We start from the raw sequence: 21,935 nt of genomic DNA on the forward strand, positions 1-21,935 counted from the left end.
TAGCGCGACTGGCGTTAGGCCGTCCGGAACGTTATCTGCACCCGCCCATGCCCGATACCCTGCTGACCGACACGCCCGATCCCCGCGCCCAGCGCATCGCTCGCCTGCGTTACCGCGCCTGGCGGCGCGGCATGCGCGAGGCCGACCTGATCGCCGGTCCCTTCGCGGATCAGCGCCTGGATGGCCTGGATGATGCCGGCCTGGACGCTTTCGAGCGGCTGATGGATGTGCCGGACAACGATCTCTACGCCTGGATGATCGGCCAGGCCGACCCCGCGCCTGAACACCAGGGGCCGGTCATGGACGCGCTTCAGGGTTTCGCCCGCAGTCTCGCCCAGCAGACGCCGGGGCGCGGGGCGTGAACCCGCTGAAGGCCATTATAGAGGCGCCGGGCCAGATCGAGATCGGCGGCGCGCCCGAAGGTCTCGACGCCCTCGTCGTCGCTGACGCGCTCAAGAAGCGCTCGCCCGTCCTGTTCGTGGCCCGCGACTACGCCCGCGCCGGGGCTTTTCAGGGCGCGCTGCAGTTCTTCGCCGACCGCGCCCGCATCCTGGAGTTTCCGGCCTGGGACTGCCTGCCCTACGACCGGGTCAGCCCCTCGCCCGGGCTGGCCGCGCGCCGCATCGCCACCCTCGTGGAGCTGATGCAGGGCCTGCCGGACGAGCCGACGGTGATCGTCACTACAGTGGGGGCGGTGACCCAGCGCACCGCGCCGCGCGAGGCCCTCCAGCAGGCCGGTTTCAGCGCACGCGTCGGCTCCGACATCGATATGGCCGCCGTAGAGCGCTACTTCGCCGTCAACGGCTACCAGCGCGCCTCCACCGTGTCGGAGCGGGGCGAGTTCGCCATTCGCGGCGGCGTCATCGACGTCTTTCCGCCGGGCGCGGAGGAGCCGGTGCGCCTCGACCTGTTCGGCGACACGCTGGAATCGATCCGCGCCTTCGATCCGGAATCCCAGCGCTCCACCCGCCAGCTGACCGAGGTCAGCCTCGCGCCGGTGTCCGAGGCCCTGCTGGACAAGGAGACCATCGCCCGCTTCCGGGGCGGCTTCGTGCGCGCCTTCGGGGCCCCGGGCGATGATCCAGTCTACGCCGCCGTTAGTGAGGGCGTCCGCCGCCAGGGAGCCGAGCACTTCCTGCCGCTGTTCTACGAGCGGCCGGAGAGCCTGTTCGACTATCTGCCCGACGGCACGCTGGTCTTCCTTGATCATCAGGCGGAAGAGGCTCGCGCCGAGCGTATGGCCACCGTCCGCGACGCCTTCGAGGCCCGGCAGGAGACCGCCCACCTGAAGGGCGGCGCCTATCGCGCCCTGCCGCCCGAGGCCCTGCATCTTCAGGACGATGACTGGTCCGGCGCTCTAGCTCGCCATCCGGTGCGCAGGCTGACCCCCTTCGATCCGATCGGGGAGGGGGGCGTCGACATGGCCGGGCGCCTGGGCCGCACCTTCGCCGCGGAGCGCCAGCAGGACAGCGTCAGTCTGTTTGATGCCGTCTCGGCCCACGCTCGACAGCAGATGGCGGAGGGCCGGCGGGTCCTTTTCGCCTCGTGGTCGGAAGGCTCGTCCGAGCGCCTCGGCTCCATGCTGGGCGACCACGGCATGGGCCGCATCCCCGCCGCTCCCTACTGGAACGCCGCGAGGGCCGCCGATCCGAAGACCCCCCAGCGCGTGGTGCTGCCGCTCGATTCCGGCTTCGTCACCGACAGCCTGGCCGTCATCTCCGAGACCGACATCCTAGGCGACCGACTGGCGCGGCCGCGCCGCAAGAAGCGCGCGACCAACTTCCTGGCCGAGGCCTCGGCTCTGACGCCCGGTGATCTGGTGGTCCACATCGACCACGGCATCGGTCGCTACGAGGGGCTGAAGACGCTTGAGGTGCAGGAGGCGCCGCACGACTGCCTAGAGCTCATCTACCATGGCGAATCCAAGCTCTATCTCCCTGTAGAGAATATAGATCTTCTCACGCGCTATGGGGGCGACAGCGACGAGGTTCAGCTGGACCGCCTGGGCGGGGCGGCCTGGCAGGCGCGCAAGGCCAGGGCCAAGGAACGCCTGCGCGAAATGGCCGAGGGCCTGATCGCCATCGCCGCCCAGCGCCTGTTGCGCACCAGTGAATCCACCGAGGCGCCGCAGGGCGTTTTCGACGAGTTCTGCGCCCGCTTCCCCTACGAGGAGACCGACGACCAGCTGAACGCCATCGGCGACGTGCTGGAGGATCTGTCGCGCGGCCGCCCCATGGACCGGCTGATCTGCGGCGACGTGGGCTTCGGCAAGACCGAGGTGGCGCTCAGAGCCGCCTTCGTCGTGGCCATGAGCGGCAAGCAGGTGGCCGTGGTCTGCCCGACCACGCTTCTGGCCCGCCAGCACTACGCCAGCTTCGTCGAGCGTTTCCGCGGCTGGCCGGTGAAGGTGCGCCGCCTGTCCCGCCTGACGCCGGCCAGGGAGGCCGCCGAGACCCGTGAGGCGCTGAAATCCGGCGAGGTCGAGATCGTCGTCGGCACCCACGCGGTCCTGTCCGAGCAGGTCGGCTTCAAGGACCTGGGTCTGGTCATCGTCGACGAGGAGCAGCACTTCGGCGTCAAGCACAAGGAGAAGCTCAAGGCGCTGCGCGCCGACGTGCACATCCTGACCCTGACGGCCACGCCCATCCCGCGCACCCTGCAGATGGCGCTGTCGGGCATCCGCGACATGTCCATCATCGCCACGCCGCCGGTCGACCGTCTGGCCGTGCGCACCTACGTCACTCCTTGGGATCCCGTGGTGGTGCGCGAGGCCCTGCTGCGTGAGAAGTATCGGGGCGGCCAGGCCTATTTCGTCGCCCCCCGCGTCTCGGATCTGCCCGAGCTGGAGCGCTTCCTGCGCGATCAGGTCCCGGAGGTTCGCTTCGCCGTCGGCCACGGCCAGATGAGCGCCACCCAGCTGGAGGGCGTCATGACCGCCTTCTACGACGGCGAGTTCGATGTGCTGCTGTCCACCACCATCGTCGAGAGCGGCCTGGACGTGCCCACGGCCAACACCCTGATCGTCCACCGCGCCGACCGCTTCGGCCTGTCCCAGCTATACCAGCTGCGGGGGCGGGTGGGGCGCTCCAAGGCGCGCGCCTACGCCTACCTGTCCACGCCGGCGGATCGGCCCGTCAGCCTGGGGGCCGAAAAGCGCCTGAAGGTGCTTCAGTCGCTGGACAGCCTGGGCGCGGGGTTCCAGCTGGCCAGCCATGACCTCGACATCCGGGGCGGCGGCAACCTGCTGGGCGACGCCCAGTCGGGGCACATCAAGGAGATCGGCGTCGAGCTGTACCAGCAGATGCTGGAGGACGCCGTGGCCGAGCTGAAGTCGGGCGGCTCCGCGGGGCTTGCCGACGTGCGGGGCTGGTCGCCCCAGATCAACGTGGGCGTGGCCGTCCTGATTCCGGAGGAGTACGTCCCGGACTTGAATGTGCGGCTGGCCCTCTACAGGCGCCTGTCCGAGGCGGAAAAGCTGGAGGACCGCGAGGCCCTGGCCGCCGAGCTGATCGACCGCTTCGGCCCCCTGCCGCCCGAGGCCGCCCAACTGCTCAAGGTGGTGGGCGTCAAGGGCCTGTGCCGCCAGGCCTGCGTGGCCAAGATCGACGTAGGGCCCAAGGGGGCGGTGATCGCCTTCCGCGACGACACCTTCCCCAATCCCGTGGGGCTGGTGGGTCTGATCCAGAAGCGGGCGGTCAGCTGGCGCGTGCGTCCTGACCAGAAGCTGGTGGTCAAGGGCGAGTGGGACAGCCCCGAAGCCCGCCTCGAGGCGGCCGAAAAGATCGTCGCTGAACTGGCGGCGGTGGCGCGGCCCTCGGTCTGAACCGGTCCCCGCCGCCGCTCGCCTGACGTCGCCTTAGCGCTGTGCGCCGTCCGTGGCTCCGCGCGCCGGCGCAGCGCGGCGTGGGCGAGGCCCCGCGCGTTCCGGCTGGGCGGGAGCGTAAGAGGGTCCGGGCCGCGTGGCGGGCGCGCGCACGGCGCCCGGCGAGGCCACGGTGGGGCCGGCGTCGGCTATGTCCGGATCACCGTGGTAAAAGATGTGCACCGGCACATCGATCTGGCGATAGCCGGCGTAACGCCCCTGGATGTTCTGGCTTTCATATTCGCACCAGCCGACCGCATTCATCTTGATCGTGGTCTCGAACACGTCGTCGACGCGCAGGAAGTCGGCCTCTGTCCCGGCGCCGTTCTGGACGAACTGCTCCATGCGCTCCTCGACCACGCGGACCGGATTGAAGCTCAGCGTCACCCCGCCGTTCCAGTGATTTTCGAAGTTCACCGGTGCGTTGATGTTGAAGTTTCGGATCGTCTCATCACCGCCCAACTGCGCCAGAGGGGAGTGCGACCAGGTCCCGATCGGCACGATGTCCGCGCCATTCGGGGACGACGCCAGCGCCGCGTTGCCGAACATCACGCGCGCCGCGTCGGCGCGGGTGTGGGCGTTCTGGAACGATTTGCACCACACCTGGCCCCTGACGTTGAGCACCGGTGTTTGGGACGTGACCCGCAGGTCGCGCATGGCAGGGTCTGTGCTCTGCGACATGTTTCGGACCGAGATGTTGATGGCCGGAACATTTGATGTGACGAGGATGTCGTGGACCGCGAACGACATGTCCGAGCTGTTGGCGCCGGCGGTCATCGGGGTCAGGGCGAACAGCACCCCGGCCAGAAGCAGGTTCGAAGTCTTCATGTCAGGCGTCTCGAAGGCATGGGAGGGATGGCGTGAGGTGTCCTGGCGACGGCGACGCTTGTGACGTCTCGGACCGCCTTCGTGCAGGTGCATCGGCGCACGCGCCGGATTGCATCGTTATGCAACCGGGGTTGCAGGGGGCGCGTGTCCGTGTGAGCGTCGCCGTATGCGGCACGGATCCTTCGCCGAGAACCTGCGCATCCTGCTCAAGGCCCTCGTGCTCAGCCGCACGGGCCTCGCCTCCAGCCTGAATGTCGACAAGTCCCTGGTAGGCCGATGGGCGGCGGGGACCGTCACGCCTTCCGAGCACAACTTGGCCAATCTCACGCGCTTCGTAGCCGAACAGATCGACGGCTTCACCATGCTCGACTGGGATCGATCACCGGCGGATTTTGCCGCTCGCCTTGGGGTCAGCGTCGAGGCCGCGACTGCAACGGCTCAGTTAGAGTGGGTTCCGCCGGCCATCCAGGAAGAGGCGCGCCGGGGCGCCCGGCATCGCGGTTGGGCCTATGAAGGCCTCTGGCGCAGTACGCGCGCCTCCAGCGATCTGCCCGGCCGGTTTCTCTGCGACATCGTCGAGATCCGTAGCCAGCCCGAGGGCGTCATCCGCTTCCGCAGCGGCATCGAGAGCGTACGTTATGAGGGCCAGGCGCTGCTCCTGCAGCATCAGCTTTTCTATTTCGGGGCGGACGCCCAGCACGGCACGGTGATCTTTGGCATCTTCAGCGGCATCGCCCGCCAGCGCGCCGAGGTCATTGAAGGCTTGTCTCTGGGCACCCTGCGCGACGCCGGGGGCTCCCCTATGGCGTCGGCCTGTGTGATGTCCCGCCTTGGTGATCTCTCCGGCGACCCTACGGAGGACGACCGTCGATTTGAAGCCGCCGTGGCCGAGCTGACGCCGCTGGCTCCTGAGGACGCTGTTTCGCAACAGGTGCGGGACCGCCTGGCCTTGACCCAGACCCCTGAGATTCCCGGGTACCTGCGCCTGCTGTTTGCTCACTCCTTGTCGCGCGGCGCGGTTCTGGAGACTGATGTGATGTGAAGCGGGAAGTGGGATATCCGCGCAAGCGGGCAGGCCAGGCCCTTGAATCGTAACGGCTTCGCGTCTCAGGAACAGGCTTGGGTCCCCGGCGTCCATGTCCGCGTTAGACTTCGCGGACCATGATCAAAGACCCGCTCATCGCCGAACCGGCCCGCCTGGCAAGGTGGCGCGATCTGGCAGGGTTTGGCACGGTTTGGCGCGCCATTTTCTACCTCGGCGCCCTGCCAGGCCCCGGGGCGGGCGCTCGCTACGCCGCCTCGGCGCTGGCCTTGGCCGCGCGCTCCAGGGCCGCTCCGGCCGTCTCGGACGGGCGCAGTTCGGCCACGCCCAGATCAAACTCCGCCACGAAGGGCGGCCGGTCCTGCCCGGCGTCAAAGGCGGTGCAGCCGATGACGGCGGCGATGCGCTCGCCCACCGTCTGTGCCTGGGCCGCGTCGGTGGCCGGCAAGGCCAGGGCGAAGGTATCCGGCCCCAGCCGCGCGGTCGTGTCTTCGGCCCTGACCAGCCGCGACACCATCGAACCGATCTGGGGCAGGGCGCGAGCGATCCAGCCGCCGGCCGCCAGCCCGATGTGTTCGGGCTTTTTCCTCAGGCGCAGCACGCACACCGACAGGGGTCTGCGCCGGCCCCGTGCGGCCTCGGCCTCGGCCACCAGGTGCTGGGCGAACAGCTCGGCGGTGAACAGGCCGGTGGCCGGGTCCATCAGGCCCGACGAGCGGCTTTTTTCCAGCGCCTCGCGGATGGCGGTCTGACGGCGGTGAAAGCCCGCCAGGGCCGCGATGCGCCGCGCCGTCTCAGCCTCGGGCGTCGAGGGGGCGGCGATGTCCGCCACGCCGCGCCGGAACAGGTCCGCGACGTCCACGGCCTCGGGCTCCGGCAGATAGAGCAGGATGGGCGTGTGATAGAGACGCGTGTTGCGCTTCATGCCCGTGGCGATCGACATGGCCTCGGTCTGGTCGCCCCCGCTCCAGATGACCACGGCGTCGAAGGCCTTTTCGTGCAGGTAGTCGAAGGCCGTGTAGGCGGTGAACGCGCCGGTCGTCTCCACCTCGGTCTCGTCCAGCGCGTGGGACAGGGCCAAAAAGCGTGGGTCGGGATCGCCGATCATCAGCACGCGCGAGCGCCGCGGATCGCCTTGGGGCTGAAGGTCATAGCCATGCCGCGACAAGGTGCGGCGGCGCAGGGCCAGCTCTTCCTCGGTGACCGCGGCGCGGATCAGCTGCTCAAGGCGCAGGCTGGCCTGGGCCGGATGCAGGACGCCCGACATGATCAGGTCGAAGCCGTCAGCCGTCACGTCCTTCGCCTCGCCGATGCCCAGGACGGGGGTCCGCCGCTCCGGCGCGCGGGCGCGGATTTGTTCCAACAGGTCGGACACGGTCTCAGCAGGCGCCGCCAGATCGATGACCGCCGCTTCGATCGGCATATCTTCCAAGGCGGCCGAAGCGGCTCCCGCCGACGTCGCCGTAACCGTACGCCAGCCCAGTCGGTCCAGGCCCTCGGTCAGCGCATCGCCGACCGAACCGCCTTCCACCACGAGGATGCGCGCGCCGCGCCCTGGCGTGATCACGAAACCGGCCCCCCCACTCGCTTCCAACACGAAGCGGGCGGACGATAGACAATGGCAGGGCGAACGCCAATGGCCGCAAGGGTTCCTTTCCCCGCCGAAATCGCGCTAAGCCAGTCCGGTGCAAAGCGTGAGGGCGTCACGGTTGACCAGGTCGGAGTTGAAGGCGCGGGCCAAACCCGCGTTCGGCGTGCTGGGGCGCGCCCTCGGCCGTCTGTGGGGCCGGGACGTCATGCTCTACACAGGCGGTGTCTGCTTCTTCGCTCTTCTGGCTGTTTTTCCAGCAATTTCCCTTCTGATCGGCTTCTACAAGGTGGTGCTGACCACGGGCCAGGCCACGGCCCAGGCCGCGGCGCTTGGCGACGTGATCCCCCACGCCGCGCGCGGTATCTTCGAGAACGAGGTGGTCCGACTGACCGACGCCTCGGCGCGTACGGTGACCGCCCAGAGCGCTCTGGCCCTCATCATCGGCGCCTATGCCGCGCATCGGGGGTTCAAGGCCCTGCTGGCGGGCCTGACCTTCATCCATGACGAGCCGGAACCCCTCGGCTTCCTCAAGTTCAACCTGCTGGCCTTCGTGGTCGCCCTGGCCGCCTTCGCGCTTTTCACAGTAGTTTCAGGTGCCGTCCTAACCTCCCGAATCTTGGAGGAAACGTCCCCAATCCACCCGTTCCAGAGTGTTGGCCTGGACCTTGAATGGTTATGGGCGTCGGTGGGTCTCGCCTTCGGCCTTTCGGCCCTCTACCGCTACGCCATGAGCCACTCCGGCCCCGTGATTTGGCTGGCCGCCGTGGGAGGAGGCGTCGCCGCCTCGCTGTTGTTCGTCGGCGCCTCGTGGGCCTGCGCCTTCTACGTGGAACAGATCGTCGAGCTGGGCGCGACCTACGGCTCGGTCGGCGCGGTGGTGGTTTTCCTGATCTGGCTGTCGTGGAACGTGAACGCCGTCTTCTTCGGCGGCGCATTGGCCACCGAGATTGAGATCGCCCTGGACAAGTACCGGGGCGCTCAGGCCGTGACCGATCCCGGCTGACGCGGTTCGGCCCGGAAGCTCAAGCGCCCGCCGTCCTCGGTGACCTCCACCAGAGCCCAGCCCATCTCGTTGAGCAGGTGCGGGACATCGATACGGGCCATGGGATCATCGGCCCATAACACGATCGGCCTATCGCCTCCGGTCCGCTCGATCGCCCGGCGCAAACGCAGCGAAGGGATCGGGCACCGATGGCCCGTGGCGTCGACGATCAGCGGCTCGGCGGCCCGTTCCATACCGCCTAGATAGCCGCTGCCCGCGGACATGGGGAGGGGGAGCTGTTTTTCCGTAAACGGAACGAATCCCTGTTAGTTTAATGCGCATGAGCCGTACCTCGCGCCCTCGAGGACCTGCCTTCACCGCCCGCCAGGTGGGCGCCTTGCCCTGGCGGCGGGTGGGGCAGGGCGTCGAAGTCTGCCTCGTTCAGACCAGCAGCAGCCGGCAGTGGCTCCCCCCCAAAGGTTGGCCCATGGAGGGGAAAAGCGATCCCGAGGCGGCCGCCCAGGAAGCTTGGGAGGAGGCCGGCGTGCGCGGCCAGGTGGATCACGCTCCCCTGGGGCGCTTCCGGCACCTCAAGGGGTTGAAGTCCGGCGGGACCTTGCCGGCCGAGATCACCCTTTACGCCTTGCGGACGGAAGAGGTTCGGGACGACTATCCCGAGGCTAGGCGACCGCGCCGTTGGGCTGGCGTCGAAGAGGCTGCGGCCCTGGTGCGCTCGCCGGAACTGGCGGCGCTGATCCGCCGGTTCGCGGCCGACGCCATGGGAGAGGGCGATGCCGAAGGTGAGTCTGGCTGAACTACCGACCCTGGTGGGTCAGGAGCTGGGCGTTTCTGACTGGTTCAGCGTCGATCAGGCCCGGATCGACGCCTTCGCTGAAGTGACAGAGGATCGCCAGTGGATCCACATCGATCAGACCAGGGCGGCGGCTGAGATTGGCGGAACCATCGCCCACGGCTTCCTGACCCTGTCCCTCATGTCGGCCATGACGTCCCAGATTCTCGACGTCCAAGGGGTCAGTCGGGCCATCAACTATGGCTTCGAAAAGATAAGGTTTCTCAGCCCAGTGCCGGCAGGGGCTCGCATTCGGCTTCGGGAAAAACTGATGTCGGCCGAACCTCGCGCCGGTGGGCTCGCCCTGACCCGGGAGTGCACGGTGGAGATCGAAGGGGCTGAGAGACCGGCCTTGATCGCCGTCTGGATCGGCGTCCTCTATGGCTGAGCCTTGGGTGCGTGGGCTGACGAGAGGAGAGCGCACGCTCGCCGCGGACGTCTTCGGCGGCGAGCTCCTGACCGGGCCGGTGCGGATCCTGAGAGCGCCTTGGCTCAAGCGGGCCTTCGTGGCGGGACGATGGTTCGGCCGGGACTGGATAGTCTGGCCCACCGAGTCGGTAGAAGCGGATTTCAGCGCCGCCCCAATCGGTAAGACGGCTGTGTTCGTGCACGAGCTCGTCCATGTGTGGCAGACGCAGAACGGCGTGAATCTTCTGCTTTCCAAGTTGAAGGCGGGTGATGGCCCGGGGGCGTACCGCTATCCGCTCGACGAAAGTTGTGCGTGGCAGGCCCTGAACATCGAGCAGCAGGCGGCCATGGTCGAGCATGCGTTTCGGCTCAGCCGCGGCCTGCCGGCGCCGGCTGCCGCGGCATTCTACCGGGCGAGGGCCAGATTCAGCTGTGGCCTTTGATACGGCCATGATGCGTCTAAGATATATTATGTGCAATAATCGACAGGTGGCGCTGTCTCAGGCGCTGAACAGTACGCGCATGCCGTCATAAGCGGCTTCCACGCCGTCTGGCAGGATGGCTGACAATTCCCGGTAGTCCATGTCCAGATGAAGGTTGGTCAGAATTGCGCGCTCGGGTTTCACATCCTGAATCCAATGCAGTGTCCGCTCCAGATGTGCGTGGGTCGGATGTGGCGTCATTCGCAGCGCATCAACGATCCAAACCTCACAGCCGCGCACCGCGTTGAGCGCCGCCTCACTCAGCTCCGAGACATCGCTGGAGTACGCCAGCCCACCGAAGCGGTAGCCGACCGAGCTGATCGGCCCGTGCTCCTGCTCGAAAGTGGTCACGTGAACCGGCCCGCCCTTGCCCTCGACGGCCCAGGGCACGCCCCAGCCCGGCAAGGTCCACGGGTCGCAAAGGGCCGGGTAGCCCTTCTCGCCCTCGAAAATGTAGTGGAAGCGGCGCTCCAGCGTCTGGCGCGTCACAGGATCCATATAGGCCGGTATGCGCCTGCGAGCGGTCATGGCGAAGGCCCGGAGATCGTCGATCCCGTGGGCCTGGTCGGCATGGTCGTGGGTGTAGAGTACGGCGTCGATATGCTTAACGCCGGCGTCCAGCACCTGGGCCCTGAGATCCGGCGACGTGTCGACCAAGACCGTCGTGGCCTCCGGTTCCTCGCCGCGACGCACGAGTAAGGAGCAGCGCCGGCGTCGATTGCGTGGCTCGTTTGGGTCGCAGGCGCCCCAATCCCCGTTGGCGCGGGGCACCCCGCCCGACGATCCGCAGCCGAGAATGATGGCCTCAAGCTGACTCACGGCCTTGGGATCCGGTCGAACAGGTCGAAGAAGGCTTTCTCGGTTCGCGTCTCAGCCTCCTCGCGGCTCCAGCCCCGGATTTCCGCCAGTTTGTCCAGCACGTGACCCACATAAGCCGGCTCGTTGCGTCGGCCGCGATGCGGGACGGGCGCCAGGTACGGGCAGTCCGTTTCGACGATGATACGGTCTTGCGGCATGGCGTGGATAATGTCCCTCACCTCTTCCGCGGCCTTAAAGGTCGCGATGCCAGAGACCGAGAACCAGCCGCCCAGTTCCGCCGCTGTTTCAGCGAGTTTTGGACCACTGGTGTAGCAGTGCATGAGGAATCGGAACGCCCCCGCCGCCATCTCCTCGCGGAGAATATATGACATCACGTCGTCGGCCTCGCGGGTATGCACGACCAGCGGCAGACCGCTCCGCCTCGCCGCCTCGATATGCACGCGAAACACCTCTGCCTGGCGATCGCGAGGGCTGAGATCGTAGTGGAAATCCAGGCCGCATTCGCCGATGCCGACGACGCGCGGCCTAGCTGCGCGCTCCAGCAGCGCGTCCACGGTCAGCTTAGGCTCTTCCTTGGCCTCGTGGGGATGAACGCCGACGGTGCACCAGATGTCGGGGTGAGCCATGGCCAGGGCGTGGGTCGCCTCCCAGGTGGCCAGCTTGTCGGAGATCTCCACCATCAGGCCCACCCCGGCCTCGCGGGCGCGGGCGATGACTTGATCCCGATCTTCGTCGAACTGGGGCGCGTGCAGATTCACATGGCTGTCGATCAGCATTAGGCGTGCGCCCCCTGCCCCTTCAACCGTCCGGCCAGCCCCAGGAAGACTTCGGCGCGGTCCAGATTGATGGCGTCCGCGTCGTCGACCGCCCGGCTAAGGTCTCGCCAGAGATCGGCGTCGCGCTCGCCGCCTCCGGCCTCGGCCCGCCTGCGAACCTGATCGGCCAGGGCGTTGAAAAGGAACTCGAACCGGTCGGCGCCGTCGGCTCCGCGAAAGCGGTCGGAGGCCTGGATCAGCTCGGCGTCGGGCGGCGGCGGACCTTCGACCAGCCGCTCGGCCAGATCGGCCAGGTCCAGCGCCTCGGTCCCGGCCAGCCGCCAGGCCAGGCCTGGGCCCCCGCCCGACAACGCGGCCAGCCTGCTCGCCTGATCGCCGCCGACGCCCCGCCGCTCGAGAAAGGCGGTGATCGCCCCGGCCTCCCAGGGCGGAAACCGCAGTTTGCGGCAGCGCGAGCGGATCGTGTCGAGCAGGCGTCCAGGGGAATGGCTGACCAGGAACAGCACCGCATTGGCCGGCGGCTCCTCGAGGATCTTCAGCACGGCGTTGGCCGCGTTGGGATTCATATCGTCGGCGGCGTCGATGATGGCCACGCGCGCCTGGGCCACGGACGGGGACTTGGCGAAGAACTCAGGCAAACGCCGGGCCTCGTCTACGGGGATGACCTTCTTCACGCGGCCGTTCTCGACCGGCCGCTCAAGCACCGTCAGATCCGGGTGCGCCCCGGCGCGGGCCAGGCGCACGGCCTGTTCCTCGGGGTTCAGGCGGATCGTGTCGGCGGCCCCCAGCAGGCGAAAGGCGGCGTGGTGGGCGAAGGTGGCCTTGCCGACCCCCTCGGGCCCGGTCAGCAGCCAAGCGTGGTGCATCCGCCCTCGGGCCAGGGCGTCCTCGAAGGCGGCGACCTGGACCTCGCAGCCCTCCAGCACGTCGGTCTCGCGCGGGTGCGGCGTCTCAGCCATCGCCCAGCTCGCCCGGCCAGCGTTCGCGCAGGGCCTCCCAGACAGCGGACCCGACCGCATCGACAGAGCCCCCGGCGTCGATGATCCGGCAGCGGTCCGGCTCGGCCTCGGCGATCTTGAGGAAGCCTTCCCTCAGACGCCTGTGAAAGCCCTCGCCCTTGCTCTCGAAGCGGTCCTCGCCGCCGGCGCGGGCCTTGGCCCGCTCAAGCCCCGCCTGGGGCTCCAGGTCGAAGATCAGGGTCAGGTCCGGGCGGTCGGCGCCCACTACGGCCATGTCCAGCGCCTCGATGAAGGTGGCGTCCACCTTGCCGCCCGCGCCCTGATAGGCCCGGGTCGAATCGGAGAAACGGTCGCACAGCACCCAGTCGCCCCGCTCCAGGGCCGGACGGATCACCTGGTTCAGGTGGTCGTCGCGCGCGGCGTACATGAGCAGGGCCTCGGCCGTCGGCGTCCAGCGACCGGCCTCGCCGTTGACCAGGAGGGCCCGCAGAGCCTCGGCGCCGGGCGAGCCGCCGGGCTCGCGCGTCTGCACCACGCTGAGCCCGCGCCCCCGCAAGGCTTCAGCCAGGCGGGCGATCTGGGTGGACTTGCCGGTCCCCTCCCCGCCCTCGAACGTAATGAATCTGCCGCGCGCCACGGGCGCACAATGGCCGGATGCGGAGCCGAGGCAAGCCCGGCGGACCGCTAATTTCGTGGATCAGAGGCCCGCGACCAGGCGCGCGTCCCAAAGGCCCAGGCTGACGGCCCTGGCCCGGGCCAGTTCGGCCTCGTTGGGATCCGTCCAGGGCCCCAGCAGCACGCGGTAGAGGCGGCGGCCGTCGACCCGGGTCTCGTCGATGCGGGCCTGACCCAGCTGGCGGGCGACCCCTTCGGCGTTGTCGCGCTCGGCGAAGGCCCCGGCCTGGACCCAGACGGGCCGCGCGGTTTCGGGATTGATCGAGGGCTGGCCGGTTCCTCCGCCCCGAGGCGCAGGGCCCAGATAGCGCACCCGCACCTGGCCGACGCCCCGCTGCAGCAAGCCCAGCTGGTCGGCCGCGCCGCGCGACAGGTCGATGATGCGCCCGTCCACGAAGGGCCCCCGGTCGTTCAGCCGCAGAACCACGCTGCGCCCGTTCTCGAGGTTGGTCACCTCGACCAGACCCGGAAGCGGCAGGGTCTTATGGGCCGCCGACAGGCCGTGCATGTCGAAGCGCTCGCCCGTGGCCGTGGGCCGGCCGTGGAAGGCGTCGCCGTACCAGGAGGCCTGGCCCACCTCGTCATAGTCCGGGTCCGCCTGGGGCGTGTACCAGCGCCCGCGCACCTGATAGGGCCGCATGGTCCCCGAGACGATCGGCGCGGGATCGCTGACCTGGGGCGTGGCCGCCGGACGGCTGGGATAGGAAGGGCTCGGGCCAAGGCTTCCACGCGGCGTCGAGGCGCAGGCGGCGGCCGTCAGGGCCAGAAGGCCTACCAACGCGGCGCGCAGGATCGAAAGGCGTCCGTTCCCCATGCCGGGAACTGTGATCTGCCCCTTCTCAAGGTTTGGTTAAGGCTGCCGAGCCGCTAGGCAGAGCCGCGAATGCGCCCTAGAAGGCCCGCTCCGGACAGGTGGCCGAGTGGTTTAAGGCAGCGGTCTTGAAAACCGCCGTGGGTGGAAGCCCACCGTGGGTTCGAATCCCACCCTGTCCGCCACCTCCCCTCTCTTTCCGTCGCGTGGCGGGGCGCCAGAGCGAAAACGGGGCGCCAAACCGTGCCAAACCCTGCCAGATCGCGCCATTGGACTAAATCGCCCCACCCGACCGGCGCGGCTTCGCCAGCCAGATCATGAGCTTGGCGAAGGCCTCGTCGGCCGCCGGCTTGTCCTGGGGCGGCAACTGCACCTGTTCCGCCAGGCGCTGGAGCTTGAGCCAGGCGGCGGCCTCGTTCAGGTGATCGTCCGCGGCCGCCTCGCAGGCCCGCCGGAAGGCGTAGGCGCGAAAGCCCGTGCGGCTGGGCGAGGCCTTGAGCGCTTCAGCCTCGGGGTCCGGGTCAGAGCCCTGGACACTGTCTTCGGCGGGCGCAGATGGGAGGATATCCGGCTCGGAGGGCGGCTGAACGTCGACACGCCGCCAGCCCTGTACCGACGCGCGACGGCGAAGGGACCGCTCGGAAAGGCCGTAGCGTTCCGCCACCACCGGGGCGCTGTCCCCGGCCAGGTAATCCTGACGGGCGCGGCACCAGAGCTCGGATCGGTGCGGCCTCTGGGCGAAGGTCGGGATGGGGCCGATGAAGGGCTGGGCGGGGGTGTGTTCGTCGGTCATGCAGGCATTGTCGGGCTGCGCGACGGGGCGGGGATAAGTGTTCTCCCCTCACCCAAACCCATGCCGGGTCAGGGCGTCGTCCACGCGCTGGACCGCCGCCTCGGGATCGTCCTCTACGAACCGCTTCTCCTGCACCTGAAGGTCTCGCCCCAGGGCGCGGAAGCGCTCCTGCAGCTCGCGGTCCTCGGGCGGCGTCTCCAGCCAGACCTCGTTGGCCTCATCGCGCTGCGTGAGGCCCTTTTCCTTGGCCCAACTGGAGCCGATGCGCACCCCGGCATAGAGGATGCTGGCCTGAAAGGCGCCGCAACCGCCAGCGCGGCAGGCGGCCTGGAACATGACGTCGGCGGCCTTACGTTCCGGGCCGTCAGTAGGGAAGTCCACGCAGGCCTTGTCATGCACGATGGAGGCGCGGCGGTAGTTCCCCGTATAGGGCGAGCCGACGATGCTCCACAGGGCGCGCGGGATGCTGGCGCCGTCCACCACGAAACCCGCCGGAGCCGACCACAGGCGGCCGGTCCTGGCCTCGGTGAAGGTGAAAGCCTCCAGCAGCTTCATCATGCGGCCGCCCGACGGCGCCGTCAGCCACTGGGCCAGCGGCTCTCCGCTGAAGACGCCGAACCGGTCAGCCATGCCCCTGCCCTCCACCTCTGATGGGCCGAAGGCTGACGCCTAAGAGGCGCGGGCGTCAATGCGCCGAGCGGTTCAGGTGGACCGATGCAGCTAAGCCGAGGAACTGTCGCCGATTCCTCGCCGGGACGCTTGCCCCCATCGCGTGCTTCGGCCAAGCTCGACCGCGTCTCGGGAGGAGTGATCTGATGCGGTGGAGTGGGTTGATCGCCCTGGCGGCGGCGGTGCTGGCCGGCGCGGCGGCGCAGGCGGAAGAATGGGCCAGGCTCGAGACTGGGGACCGGGCGACGCGTTGGGGCATCAATCCCTCCTCCATACGAACCGAGGCCTATGGGCCGACGCGGGCCTGGTTCATTCGCGCCATCCCACCCGTGGGAGAGGACAGCCCCGACTATCGCTTGTCGCTGGAGGCCTTTGACTGTGAGCGGTACGTGCGGCTGACCGAGACCGTCGTCGATTACCGCATGGAGAGTTATGGCGAGTTCGCCGGCGAGCGGCGGAACCCCGGTGATCGCGAAGAGCTGGTCCCCAACACCGTCGGCTATGCCCTGATGGAGGCGGCGTGCAGCGGCCGCGGCCAGGGACCGAGAAGCTGGAGCGAGCGCGATTTCGTCGAGGCCTTCCGGCGCGACTGGACGGCCCAAAATTATAGCAACAGTCCGCCCTATGGAGTAGGCGATCTGGCGCCGCCCTGCAGCACGCGGAGTTGGGATTGCGAGGTCTGGGAGCGTGAGTGGCGCGGGCGGGGGCTGGCCGAGGGCGTGACCGTGGCTCCGAGCGGGCGGATCATGGCCAACTGAGGCCGCCTTGGCCTCCCTGTCCCTCTAGTGAAAGTCCCTTGAGCCCGGCAGCATGCGCAGGTTGCGCGGGTGCTGGGGGTGCACAAACTCATCCGCGCCGGACAGCTGGATGACTGGGGTGTGGTCCGGCGACAGGGGGTTCAGCTCGGCCGAGCGGTCGAACAGGCGATGGGCCATCAGGTGGACGACGCCCTCGGGGCTCTTTTCGACCACGCCCTCCACCGCCAGCAGACGGGCGGCCATGACCTCGCGGCGGAAGGCCTCGAAGGTGCGCTCCCACAGCACGAGGTTGGTGATCCCGGTCTCGTCCTCGAGCGTGATGAAGATGGCCTTGCCGTTGCCGGGCCGCTGGCGGACCAGAACGATGCCGGCGGCCTTGACCCGCGCGCCCGAGCGTTTCGCCTCCACCTGGGCGCAGGTCAGCATGCCCTCGGCCTGGAACACCGGCCGCAGCAGGGACATGGGGTGCCCCTTCAGGGACAGGCGCGTGGTCTGGTAGTCGGCGGCCACGTGTTCGCCAAGGGCCATGCGCGGCAGGTGAGCGTCCGGCTCCTCGGCCAGCTCGTGGACCTGGGCCGCGGCGAACAGCGGCAGGGCGTCGTCGTCGGGCAGGCGGCGGGCCGCCCACAGGGCCTCGCGCCGGTCCAGCCCCAGGGAGCGGAAGGCATCCGCGTCGGCCAGCCTGCGGATGGCGGCCACGGCCAGGCCCGCCCGGCGCATCAGCCCCTCCAGACTGTCGAAGTCCGGGGACCGGGCGGCCAGGATCGCCTCGGCCCAGTCCTGGCGGAAGCCGTCGATCTGGCGGAAGCCCAGGCGCAGGGCCAAGCCCCCTTCCCCGCGCTCCAGTGTGTTGTCCCAGGCTGAGCGGTTCACATCGATGGGCCGAACCTCGACGCCGTGCTCCTGGGCGTCGCGCACGATCTGGGCGGGCGCGTAGAAGCCCATGGGCTGGCTGTTCAGCAGGGCGCAGGCGAAGGCCGCCGGATGTCGGCACTTGATGTAGCTGGACACATAGACCAGGCGCGCGAAGCTGGCGGCGTGGCTCTCGGGAAAACCGTAGCTGCCGAAGCCCTTGATCTGCTCCCAGCAGCGGGCGGCGAACTCGGGGTCATAGCCGCGCTCGACCATGCGGCCGACGAAGCGGCTCTCATAGGTGTGCAGGGTCCCGTCGCCGCGGAAGGTGCCCATGGCCTTGCGCAGGCCGTTGGCCTCGGCCTCGGTGAACTCGGCCGCCACCATGGCCACCTTCATGGCCTGTTCCTGGAACAGCGGCACGCCGAGGGTCCGGTTGAGCACCTTCTCGAGCTCGTTGGGATCGTGCGGCGGCGCGGGGCTGGCGTAGAGGACCGCTTCCTTGCCGCCCCGCCGGCGCAGATAAGGGTGCACCATGTCGCCCTGGATCGGGCCGGGCCGGACGATGGCCACCTGGATGACCAGGTCATAGAAGGCGCGCGGCCGAAGGCGCGGCAGCATGTTGATCTGGGCGCGGCTCTCCACCTGGAAGACGCCGATGGAGTCGCCCCGGCACAGCATGTCGTAGACGTCGGGCTGGTCCGGCGGGACCGTGGCCAGATCGAAATCGGCGCCCTCGTGGTCGCGCATTAGATCAAGCGCTTTCTTGACGCAGGTCAGCATGCCCAGGGCCAGCACATCGACCTTCATCAGGCCCAGTTCGTCGATGTCGTCCTTGTCCCACTCGATGAAGGTGCGGTCGGGCATGGCCGCGTTGCCGATGGGGACCAGCTCGTCCAGCCGGCCGCGCGCCAGGATGAAGCCGCCCACATGCTGGCTGAGGTGCCGTGGAAAACCGAGGATCCGGCCCGCCATGTCCACGGCCCGGCGGATCATGAGATTGGCGGGGTCGAGCCCGGCCTGAAGCACCTGGCTGTCGGGGATGCTGGTCCCCCAGTGGCCCCACTGCACCGAGGCCATGCGGGCGGTGACGTCCTCGGTCAGCCCCAGGGCCTTGCCCACCTCGCGGATGGCGCTGCGCGGGCGATAGCGGATGACGGTGGCGGCGATGCCGGCGCGCTCGCGGCCATAGCGGGCGTAGATGTGCTGGATGATCTCCTCGCGCCGCTCGTGCTCGAAATCCACGTCTATGTCGGGCGGCTCGTCGCGGGCCGTGGACAGGAAGCGCTCGAACAGGACGTCGTGGCTGGCCGGATCGACGCTGGTGATGCCCAGCACGTAGCAGACGGCCGAGTTGGCGGCCGAGCCGCGCCCCTGACACAGGATGCCCCGGTTCTCGGCCTCGCGGACGATGTCGTGGATGGTCAGGAAGTAAGGCGCCAGACCGCGGTCGGCGATGAAGGCCAGCTCCTTGTCGAGGATGGCCTGGACCTTGCCCGGCACGCCGTCGGGATAGCGGTGCAGGGCGCGCCTGGCGGTCAGATTCTCAAGCCAGGCCTGGGGCGTCCAGCCGGGCGGAATGGGCTCTTCCGGGTACTCGTAGCGCAGCTGGTCCAGATCAAAGCCCGAGCGGGCCAGCAGGTGCTGCGTCTCAGCCAGAGCCTCGGGCGCATCGGCGAACAGGCGCGCCATCTCGGGAGGCGCCTTCAGATGGCGCTCGGCGTTGGCCAGCAGGCGACGTCCTGCTTGGTCGATGCTGACACCTTCCCTGATGCAGGTCAGCACGTCCTGAAGATCGCGCTCCGCCGGGTCGTGGTAGAGCACGTCGTTCATGGCCAGGAGCGGCGTTGAGGCCCCTTCGGCCAACGCCTTCAGCCGCGCCAGGCGGCGGCGGTCGTCGCCCTGGCGGTGCATGGCCGCGCCCAGCCAGACGGCGCCGGGGCGAGCGTCATTCAGGCGGCCGATGAGGGTTTCCAGCCCCTCCAGACGGCGCGGCGGCACGGCGATCAGCAGCAGACCTTCCGGATCGGCCAGCAGGTCGTTCAGGCGGATCGGGCACTCGCCCTTCTTCGCGCGGCGATTTCCCAGGGTCAGCAGGCGCGTCAGGCGGCCCCAGCCGGCGCGGTCCTCAGCATAGGCGACGATGTCCGGCGTGCCGTCCTCGAAGGCCAGACGCGTTCCGGTCAGCAGGCGGAAAGCGTGGGCCCGCGCCTTGACCAGGTCGGACAGGGCCGGGTCGTTGAGCGGATCTTCGCGAAAGGCCACTTCGCCGGGCGAGCCGCCCTCGCGCACCTTCTCGGGCGGGGACCAGCCGTCGGCCCGCAGCTGGTTGAGCGCGCTCCAGGCCCTGACCACGCCCGCGACCGTGTTGCGGTCCGCCAGCCCCAGGCCGGTATGTCCCTTCAGGATCGCCGTCAGCACCAGGGTCTTAGGGTGCGAAGCCCCGCGCAGGAAGGAGAAGTTGCTGGCGCACACGAGCTCGGCGTAGGCGGGCGCGGTCATGGGAAGAGGCCGTGCACATACCAGCGCGGCTCGGGCTCCTCGCCGAAGTGGCCCGCGCGGAACAACCAGAAGCGCCGCCCCTCGGCGTCCTCCACCCGGTAGTAGTCGCGCACGCGGCGACCCTTGCGCCACCACTCGTCCTCGATGCGCTCCGGCCCCTCGGCGCGGGTCACCTGATGGGTGATGCGCCGCCACCTGAAGCGCGCGGGCGGGCCATCAGGGGCCAGAGAGATGGCCTCGACCGGCTGGGGCGGATCGAACAGCTGAAGCGGCCGCAAAGGGGGTTGTTCAGGCTCGCGTTCGGGCCAGGCGGCCTGGGCCGCGGCGGCCTGCACCGCGGGGGTCAGGCGGCAGGCCCGCTCGGGCAGATGGGTGTCGACCGGCTCGACCTTGAGCACCGCCTCGGGCCCCAGGCGCGCGGTCAGCCGGTCGATCAGGGCGTCCAGCGCCTCGGTCCGCGCGGACCTGGCCTCGAAGGCCTCCTGCTCCGCCGGAATGGTCTGGAGCCGGCCGGCCTGCAGGCGCAGCTGATCAAAGCCGAAGCCGGGGTCGAGCGGATGGGCCAGCGCCGCCAGACGCTCTTTGAACAGGCGCAGCACCGCCCTTGCGTCGCGGGTCGGCCGCGCCGTGCCCACGCCGATGCGGCGCACATGGCCGTCGACCCGGAAGACGCTGAGCACGAAAAGGCGCGCGCCGCAGCGGCGCGTCTCCAGCCCGGCCATGACCTCGGCCAGCAGGTCGGACAGCACCGCCTCGACCGCCTCGTCGGTCTGGATCGGCTCGGCCAGGACGCGGTCGGCCATGACGGGCGGCGCGGGCCTGACGGGCGTGATGCGGGCGTCCGCCTGACCCAGGATCAGGTCCAGCCGATGGGGAAAGTCGCGCCCGAAGCGGGCGGCGAAGGCGGCGCGAGGCCGGTCGTCCAGATCGCCCAGGGTGATCAGCCCCGCGCGCCTCAGGGCCTGGGCCTCCTCCGGCTTCAGCTCAAGCGCGCTGATGGGCAAGGCGCGGGCGACCCGGCGATCCTCGCCTTCCGGAACGACGCCGCCGGGGCCGAACCGGGCCAGGGCCCGCGCCGTCTGGGGCGTGCGCGCCAGGGCGGTGCGCGCCTGAAGGCCCATTTGCGCCGCCAACTCGCGTACGCGCCGCACCAGCCCCGCCTCGCCGTCGAACAGATGGGCGCAGCCGGTCACGTCCAGCATCAGGCCGTGCGGGCGGCACAGGGCGATCATGGGCGAAAAGCGGCCGAAGGCGATCAGCGCCCGTCTCAGCAGAACCTCGTCGCCCGCAGGGTCGTGGGGCACGGCCTCCAGCTGGGGCGTGCGCGCCCGCGCATCGGCCAGGGTCATGCCGGGGTGCAGGCCGACCGCCAGGGCCTCCGGATCCGCGGCGGTGAGCCTCAGTGCGCCCTTGTCCTTGTCGACCAGCACGAGAGGCGCGCCGCCTTCAGGCCGCGCGGACGCCAGCCTGTCGGTCGCCAGATACGGGAACCACACGGCCAGATGCCGCCGCCGGTTCGACGAATGACCGCGCTTCACGATCCCACTCCATGATCCACTCGCCCCCCGCAGGCCCTTTTCGGCTGCGCAGCAGGACCGCCCGAAAGGCGGGCCGCCCCGGCGCGCGCGCCTCCAGCGCCGCGGAAGGCGCCGCCTCCACCGACCAGCGCGTATCGGCTGCGCTGGGCCGGGGTTTGGCCCCCGAGCGGATCAATAGGGCTGTCGCTGCGCCAGCTTCGGCCGCAAGGGCCAGGCGGCGGCCGGCGGTCAGGGACCAGGCCCTGCCCTCGCCCCAGCCGCTCATCAGCACGGCGCCGACCGCGCCGCTTTTCAGGGCCTCCTCGCCCGCGGCCAGCAGGGCCTGGGCGCTTCTGACCCGCACCAGCACAAGGTCGCTGGGCTCCAGGCCCCACTCGTGAAGGCCCGCGCCGTAGGGCGCGCCGACCTCGGACAGGGCGCGGTCCTCTAACACCCAGACCAGGGGCGGCGGGGCGGCCCTCAACGCCAGGCTGAGGCCAAAGCCGTTGGCTGACACGGCCTGAGCGCTGGAGGCGGCGAAGACCTCATGCAGGCCCTTGCGCGCCAGCGGCCCCACGCCCAGATCGGCCGGAGCCATGCCCAGGCGGAAGCCGTCCTCCACATCGACGCAACCCCGCGGCGCGAGGGCCGCGAGCTGGTCGCGCAGGCGTTGAAGCGTGGCCGGGGCAGGCATGATGTTCCCTAAATGTTCTCATCATATGCCGCGCAATGAGGGGGTGGAGTCAAGCCAGGCGAATC

The 21,935-nt window shown here is 69.4% G+C and carries 21 protein-coding genes and 1 tRNA gene; 9 read left to right on the top strand and 13 right to left on the bottom strand.

Features of this window, described 5'->3' with window-relative positions:
• The first annotated feature begins 47 nt into the window (after window positions 1-47).
• Both Q0812_RS04275 and mfd read left to right on the top strand, forming a co-directional pair.
• On the top strand, window positions 48-362 hold the full coding sequence (locus tag Q0812_RS04275) for an FAD assembly factor SdhE (protein WP_302109048.1): 315 nt from the start codon (window positions 48-50) through the stop codon (window positions 360-362).
• Window positions 359-3,823: a transcription-repair coupling factor gene (gene mfd / locus Q0812_RS04280; RefSeq protein ID WP_302109049.1), complete on the top strand. Its 3,465-nt coding sequence runs from the start codon at window positions 359-361 to the stop codon at window positions 3,821-3,823. The genes Q0812_RS04275 and mfd overlap by 4 nt, the downstream gene beginning before the upstream one ends.
• Before the next feature lie 33 nt (window positions 3,824-3,856).
• Here mfd and Q0812_RS04285 read toward each other — a convergent pair whose 3' ends face one another.
• Window positions 3,857-4,690: a hypothetical protein gene (locus tag Q0812_RS04285; protein ID WP_302109050.1), complete on the bottom strand. Its 834-nt coding sequence runs from the start codon at window positions 4,688-4,690 to the stop codon at window positions 3,857-3,859.
• Between the two features lie 166 nt (window positions 4,691-4,856).
• On the opposite strand from Q0812_RS04285, the gene Q0812_RS04290 reads away from it, so the two are divergent.
• The gene (locus tag Q0812_RS04290; protein ID WP_302109051.1) at window positions 4,857-5,732 is read left to right on the top strand and encodes a helix-turn-helix domain-containing protein; all 876 of its coding nucleotides are present in this window, start codon (window positions 4,857-4,859) and stop codon (window positions 5,730-5,732) included.
• Between the two features lie 247 nt (window positions 5,733-5,979).
• Here the strand turns inward: Q0812_RS04290 and Q0812_RS04295 are convergent, their stop codons facing one another.
• Window positions 5,980-7,296: a diguanylate cyclase domain-containing protein gene (locus Q0812_RS04295; protein WP_302109206.1), complete on the bottom strand. Its 1,317-nt coding sequence runs from the start codon at window positions 7,294-7,296 to the stop codon at window positions 5,980-5,982.
• Window positions 7,297-7,441: 145 nt separating this feature from the next.
• On the opposite strand from Q0812_RS04295, the gene Q0812_RS04300 reads away from it, so the two are divergent.
• The gene (locus Q0812_RS04300; protein WP_302109052.1) at window positions 7,442-8,326 is read left to right on the top strand and encodes a YihY/virulence factor BrkB family protein; all 885 of its coding nucleotides are present in this window, start codon (window positions 7,442-7,444) and stop codon (window positions 8,324-8,326) included.
• On the opposite strand, the gene Q0812_RS04305 is transcribed toward Q0812_RS04300, so the two are convergent.
• Window positions 8,302-8,559, bottom strand: a complete 258-nt coding sequence (locus Q0812_RS04305; RefSeq protein WP_302109053.1) for a sulfurtransferase TusA family protein — start codon at window positions 8,557-8,559, stop codon at window positions 8,302-8,304. The two genes, Q0812_RS04300 and Q0812_RS04305, sit on opposite strands and share 25 nt — an antisense overlap.
• An 86-nt stretch (window positions 8,560-8,645) precedes the next feature.
• Between Q0812_RS04305 and Q0812_RS04310 the strand changes: the two genes are divergently transcribed.
• The 3 genes from Q0812_RS04310 to Q0812_RS04320 are packed head-to-tail and all read left to right on the top strand — an operon-like array spanning window position 8,646 to window position 10,006.
• Window positions 8,646-9,119 carry an NUDIX hydrolase gene (locus Q0812_RS04310; RefSeq protein WP_302109054.1) on the top strand — a complete coding sequence of 158 codons (474 nt, stop codon included), beginning with the start codon at window positions 8,646-8,648 and terminating at the stop codon, window positions 9,117-9,119.
• The gene (locus Q0812_RS04315; RefSeq protein ID WP_302109055.1) at window positions 9,097-9,543 is read left to right on the top strand and encodes a MaoC family dehydratase; all 447 of its coding nucleotides are present in this window, start codon (window positions 9,097-9,099) and stop codon (window positions 9,541-9,543) included. Before Q0812_RS04310 ends, Q0812_RS04315 begins: the two co-directional genes overlap by 23 nt.
• Window positions 9,544-9,550: 7 nt before the next feature.
• Complete coding sequence (locus tag Q0812_RS04320) at window positions 9,551-10,006, top strand: hypothetical protein (protein ID WP_302109056.1); 456 nt, start codon at window positions 9,551-9,553, stop codon at window positions 10,004-10,006.
• Between the two features lie 57 nt (window positions 10,007-10,063).
• On the opposite strand, the gene Q0812_RS04325 is transcribed toward Q0812_RS04320, so the two are convergent.
• From Q0812_RS04325 to Q0812_RS04345, 5 genes are read right to left on the bottom strand one after another with little or no spacing between them, the layout of a single operon-like run.
• The gene (locus tag Q0812_RS04325) at window positions 10,064-10,864 is read right to left on the bottom strand and encodes an MBL fold metallo-hydrolase (protein ID WP_302109057.1); all 801 of its coding nucleotides are present in this window, start codon (window positions 10,862-10,864) and stop codon (window positions 10,064-10,066) included.
• Window positions 10,861-11,640 carry a TatD family hydrolase gene (locus Q0812_RS04330; protein ID WP_302109058.1) on the bottom strand — a complete coding sequence of 260 codons (780 nt, stop codon included), beginning with the start codon at window positions 11,638-11,640 and terminating at the stop codon, window positions 10,861-10,863. The genes Q0812_RS04325 and Q0812_RS04330 overlap by 4 nt, the downstream gene beginning before the upstream one ends.
• Window positions 11,640-12,599: a DNA polymerase III subunit delta' gene (gene holB, locus Q0812_RS04335; protein ID WP_302109059.1), complete on the bottom strand. Its 960-nt coding sequence runs from the start codon at window positions 12,597-12,599 to the stop codon at window positions 11,640-11,642. Before holB ends, Q0812_RS04330 begins: the two co-directional genes overlap by 1 nt.
• A complete protein-coding gene (tmk, locus tag Q0812_RS04340; RefSeq protein ID WP_302109060.1) occupies window positions 12,592-13,236 on the bottom strand; it encodes a dTMP kinase in 645 nt (214 codons plus the stop codon). Before tmk ends, holB begins: the two co-directional genes overlap by 8 nt.
• Before the next feature lie 60 nt (window positions 13,237-13,296).
• On the bottom strand, window positions 13,297-14,088 hold the full coding sequence (locus tag Q0812_RS04345; RefSeq protein ID WP_302109061.1) for a septal ring lytic transglycosylase RlpA family protein: 792 nt from the start codon (window positions 14,086-14,088) through the stop codon (window positions 13,297-13,299).
• A 92-nt stretch (window positions 14,089-14,180) separates the two neighbouring features.
• Between Q0812_RS04345 and Q0812_RS04350 the strand changes: the two genes are divergently transcribed.
• Window positions 14,181-14,270: transfer RNA gene (locus tag Q0812_RS04350), tRNA-Ser, on the top strand.
• An 89-nt stretch (window positions 14,271-14,359) separates the two neighbouring features.
• Here Q0812_RS04350 and Q0812_RS04355 read toward each other — a convergent pair.
• Together Q0812_RS04355 and Q0812_RS04360 are read right to left on the bottom strand one after the other, a co-directional pair.
• Window positions 14,360-14,878 carry a hypothetical protein gene (locus Q0812_RS04355; protein WP_302109062.1) on the bottom strand — a complete coding sequence of 173 codons (519 nt, stop codon included), beginning with the start codon at window positions 14,876-14,878 and terminating at the stop codon, window positions 14,360-14,362.
• A 48-nt stretch (window positions 14,879-14,926) separates the two neighbouring features.
• On the bottom strand, window positions 14,927-15,508 hold the full coding sequence (locus tag Q0812_RS04360) for a DUF1353 domain-containing protein (RefSeq protein ID WP_302109063.1): 582 nt from the start codon (window positions 15,506-15,508) through the stop codon (window positions 14,927-14,929).
• Between the two features lie 185 nt (window positions 15,509-15,693).
• On the opposite strand from Q0812_RS04360, the gene Q0812_RS04365 reads away from it, so the two are divergent.
• Window positions 15,694-16,305 (top strand): hypothetical protein, encoded by a 612-nt coding sequence (locus Q0812_RS04365; RefSeq protein ID WP_302109064.1) that lies wholly within the window; start codon window positions 15,694-15,696, stop codon window positions 16,303-16,305.
• A gap of 24 nt (window positions 16,306-16,329) precedes the next feature.
• On the opposite strand, the gene Q0812_RS04370 is transcribed toward Q0812_RS04365, so the two are convergent.
• The 3 genes from Q0812_RS04370 to Q0812_RS04380 are packed head-to-tail and all read right to left on the bottom strand — an operon-like array spanning window position 16,330 to window position 21,870.
• Entirely contained in the window at window positions 16,330-19,659 is a 3,330-nt protein-coding gene (locus tag Q0812_RS04370) for an error-prone DNA polymerase (protein WP_302109065.1), read from the bottom strand.
• On the bottom strand, window positions 19,656-21,197 hold the full coding sequence (locus Q0812_RS04375; RefSeq protein WP_302109066.1) for a Y-family DNA polymerase: 1,542 nt from the start codon (window positions 21,195-21,197) through the stop codon (window positions 19,656-19,658). The genes Q0812_RS04370 and Q0812_RS04375 overlap by 4 nt, the downstream gene beginning before the upstream one ends.
• The gene (locus tag Q0812_RS04380) at window positions 21,106-21,870 is read right to left on the bottom strand and encodes an ImuA family protein (protein ID WP_302109067.1); all 765 of its coding nucleotides are present in this window, start codon (window positions 21,868-21,870) and stop codon (window positions 21,106-21,108) included. The genes Q0812_RS04375 and Q0812_RS04380 overlap by 92 nt, the downstream gene beginning before the upstream one ends.
• Window positions 21,871-21,935 lie beyond the last annotated feature (65 nt).

Source organism: Peiella sedimenti, from assembly GCF_030504955.1.
GTDB classification, from domain to species: Bacteria; Pseudomonadota; Alphaproteobacteria; order Caulobacterales; family Caulobacteraceae; genus Brevundimonas; species Brevundimonas sedimenti.

What these genes read in the sequence shown, in the direction of transcription:
- Q0812_RS04275 (WP_302109048.1), top strand. Translation starts at nt 48, where the DNA reads ATGCCCGATACCCTGCTGACCGACACGCCCGATCCCCGCGCCCAGCGC.
- Q0812_RS04285 (WP_302109050.1), bottom strand. Translation starts at nt 4,690, where the DNA reads ATGAAGACTTCGAACCTGCTTCTGGCCGGGGTGCTGTTCGCCCTGACC.
- Q0812_RS04290 (WP_302109051.1), top strand. Translation starts at nt 4,857, where the DNA reads ATGCGGCACGGATCCTTCGCCGAGAACCTGCGCATCCTGCTCAAGGCC.
- Q0812_RS04305 (WP_302109053.1), bottom strand. Translation starts at nt 8,559, where the DNA reads ATGGAACGGGCCGCCGAGCCGCTGATCGTCGACGCCACGGGCCATCGG.
- Q0812_RS04310 (WP_302109054.1), top strand. Translation starts at nt 8,646, where the DNA reads ATGAGCCGTACCTCGCGCCCTCGAGGACCTGCCTTCACCGCCCGCCAG.
- Q0812_RS04315 (WP_302109055.1), top strand. Translation starts at nt 9,097, where the DNA reads ATGCCGAAGGTGAGTCTGGCTGAACTACCGACCCTGGTGGGTCAGGAG.
- Q0812_RS04330 (WP_302109058.1), bottom strand. Translation starts at nt 11,640, where the DNA reads ATGCTGATCGACAGCCATGTGAATCTGCACGCGCCCCAGTTCGACGAA.
- holB (WP_302109059.1), bottom strand. Translation starts at nt 12,599, where the DNA reads ATGGCTGAGACGCCGCACCCGCGCGAGACCGACGTGCTGGAGGGCTGC.
- Q0812_RS04345 (WP_302109061.1), bottom strand. Translation starts at nt 14,088, where the DNA reads ATGGGGAACGGACGCCTTTCGATCCTGCGCGCCGCGTTGGTAGGCCTT.
- Q0812_RS04355 (WP_302109062.1), bottom strand. Translation starts at nt 14,878, where the DNA reads ATGACCGACGAACACACCCCCGCCCAGCCCTTCATCGGCCCCATCCCG.
- Q0812_RS04360 (WP_302109063.1), bottom strand. Translation starts at nt 15,508, where the DNA reads ATGGCTGACCGGTTCGGCGTCTTCAGCGGAGAGCCGCTGGCCCAGTGG.
- Q0812_RS04365 (WP_302109064.1), top strand. Translation starts at nt 15,694, where the DNA reads ATGCGGTGGAGTGGGTTGATCGCCCTGGCGGCGGCGGTGCTGGCCGGC.
- Q0812_RS04370 (WP_302109065.1), bottom strand. Translation starts at nt 19,659, where the DNA reads ATGACCGCGCCCGCCTACGCCGAGCTCGTGTGCGCCAGCAACTTCTCC.
- Q0812_RS04380 (WP_302109067.1), bottom strand. Translation starts at nt 21,870, where the DNA reads ATGCCTGCCCCGGCCACGCTTCAACGCCTGCGCGACCAGCTCGCGGCC.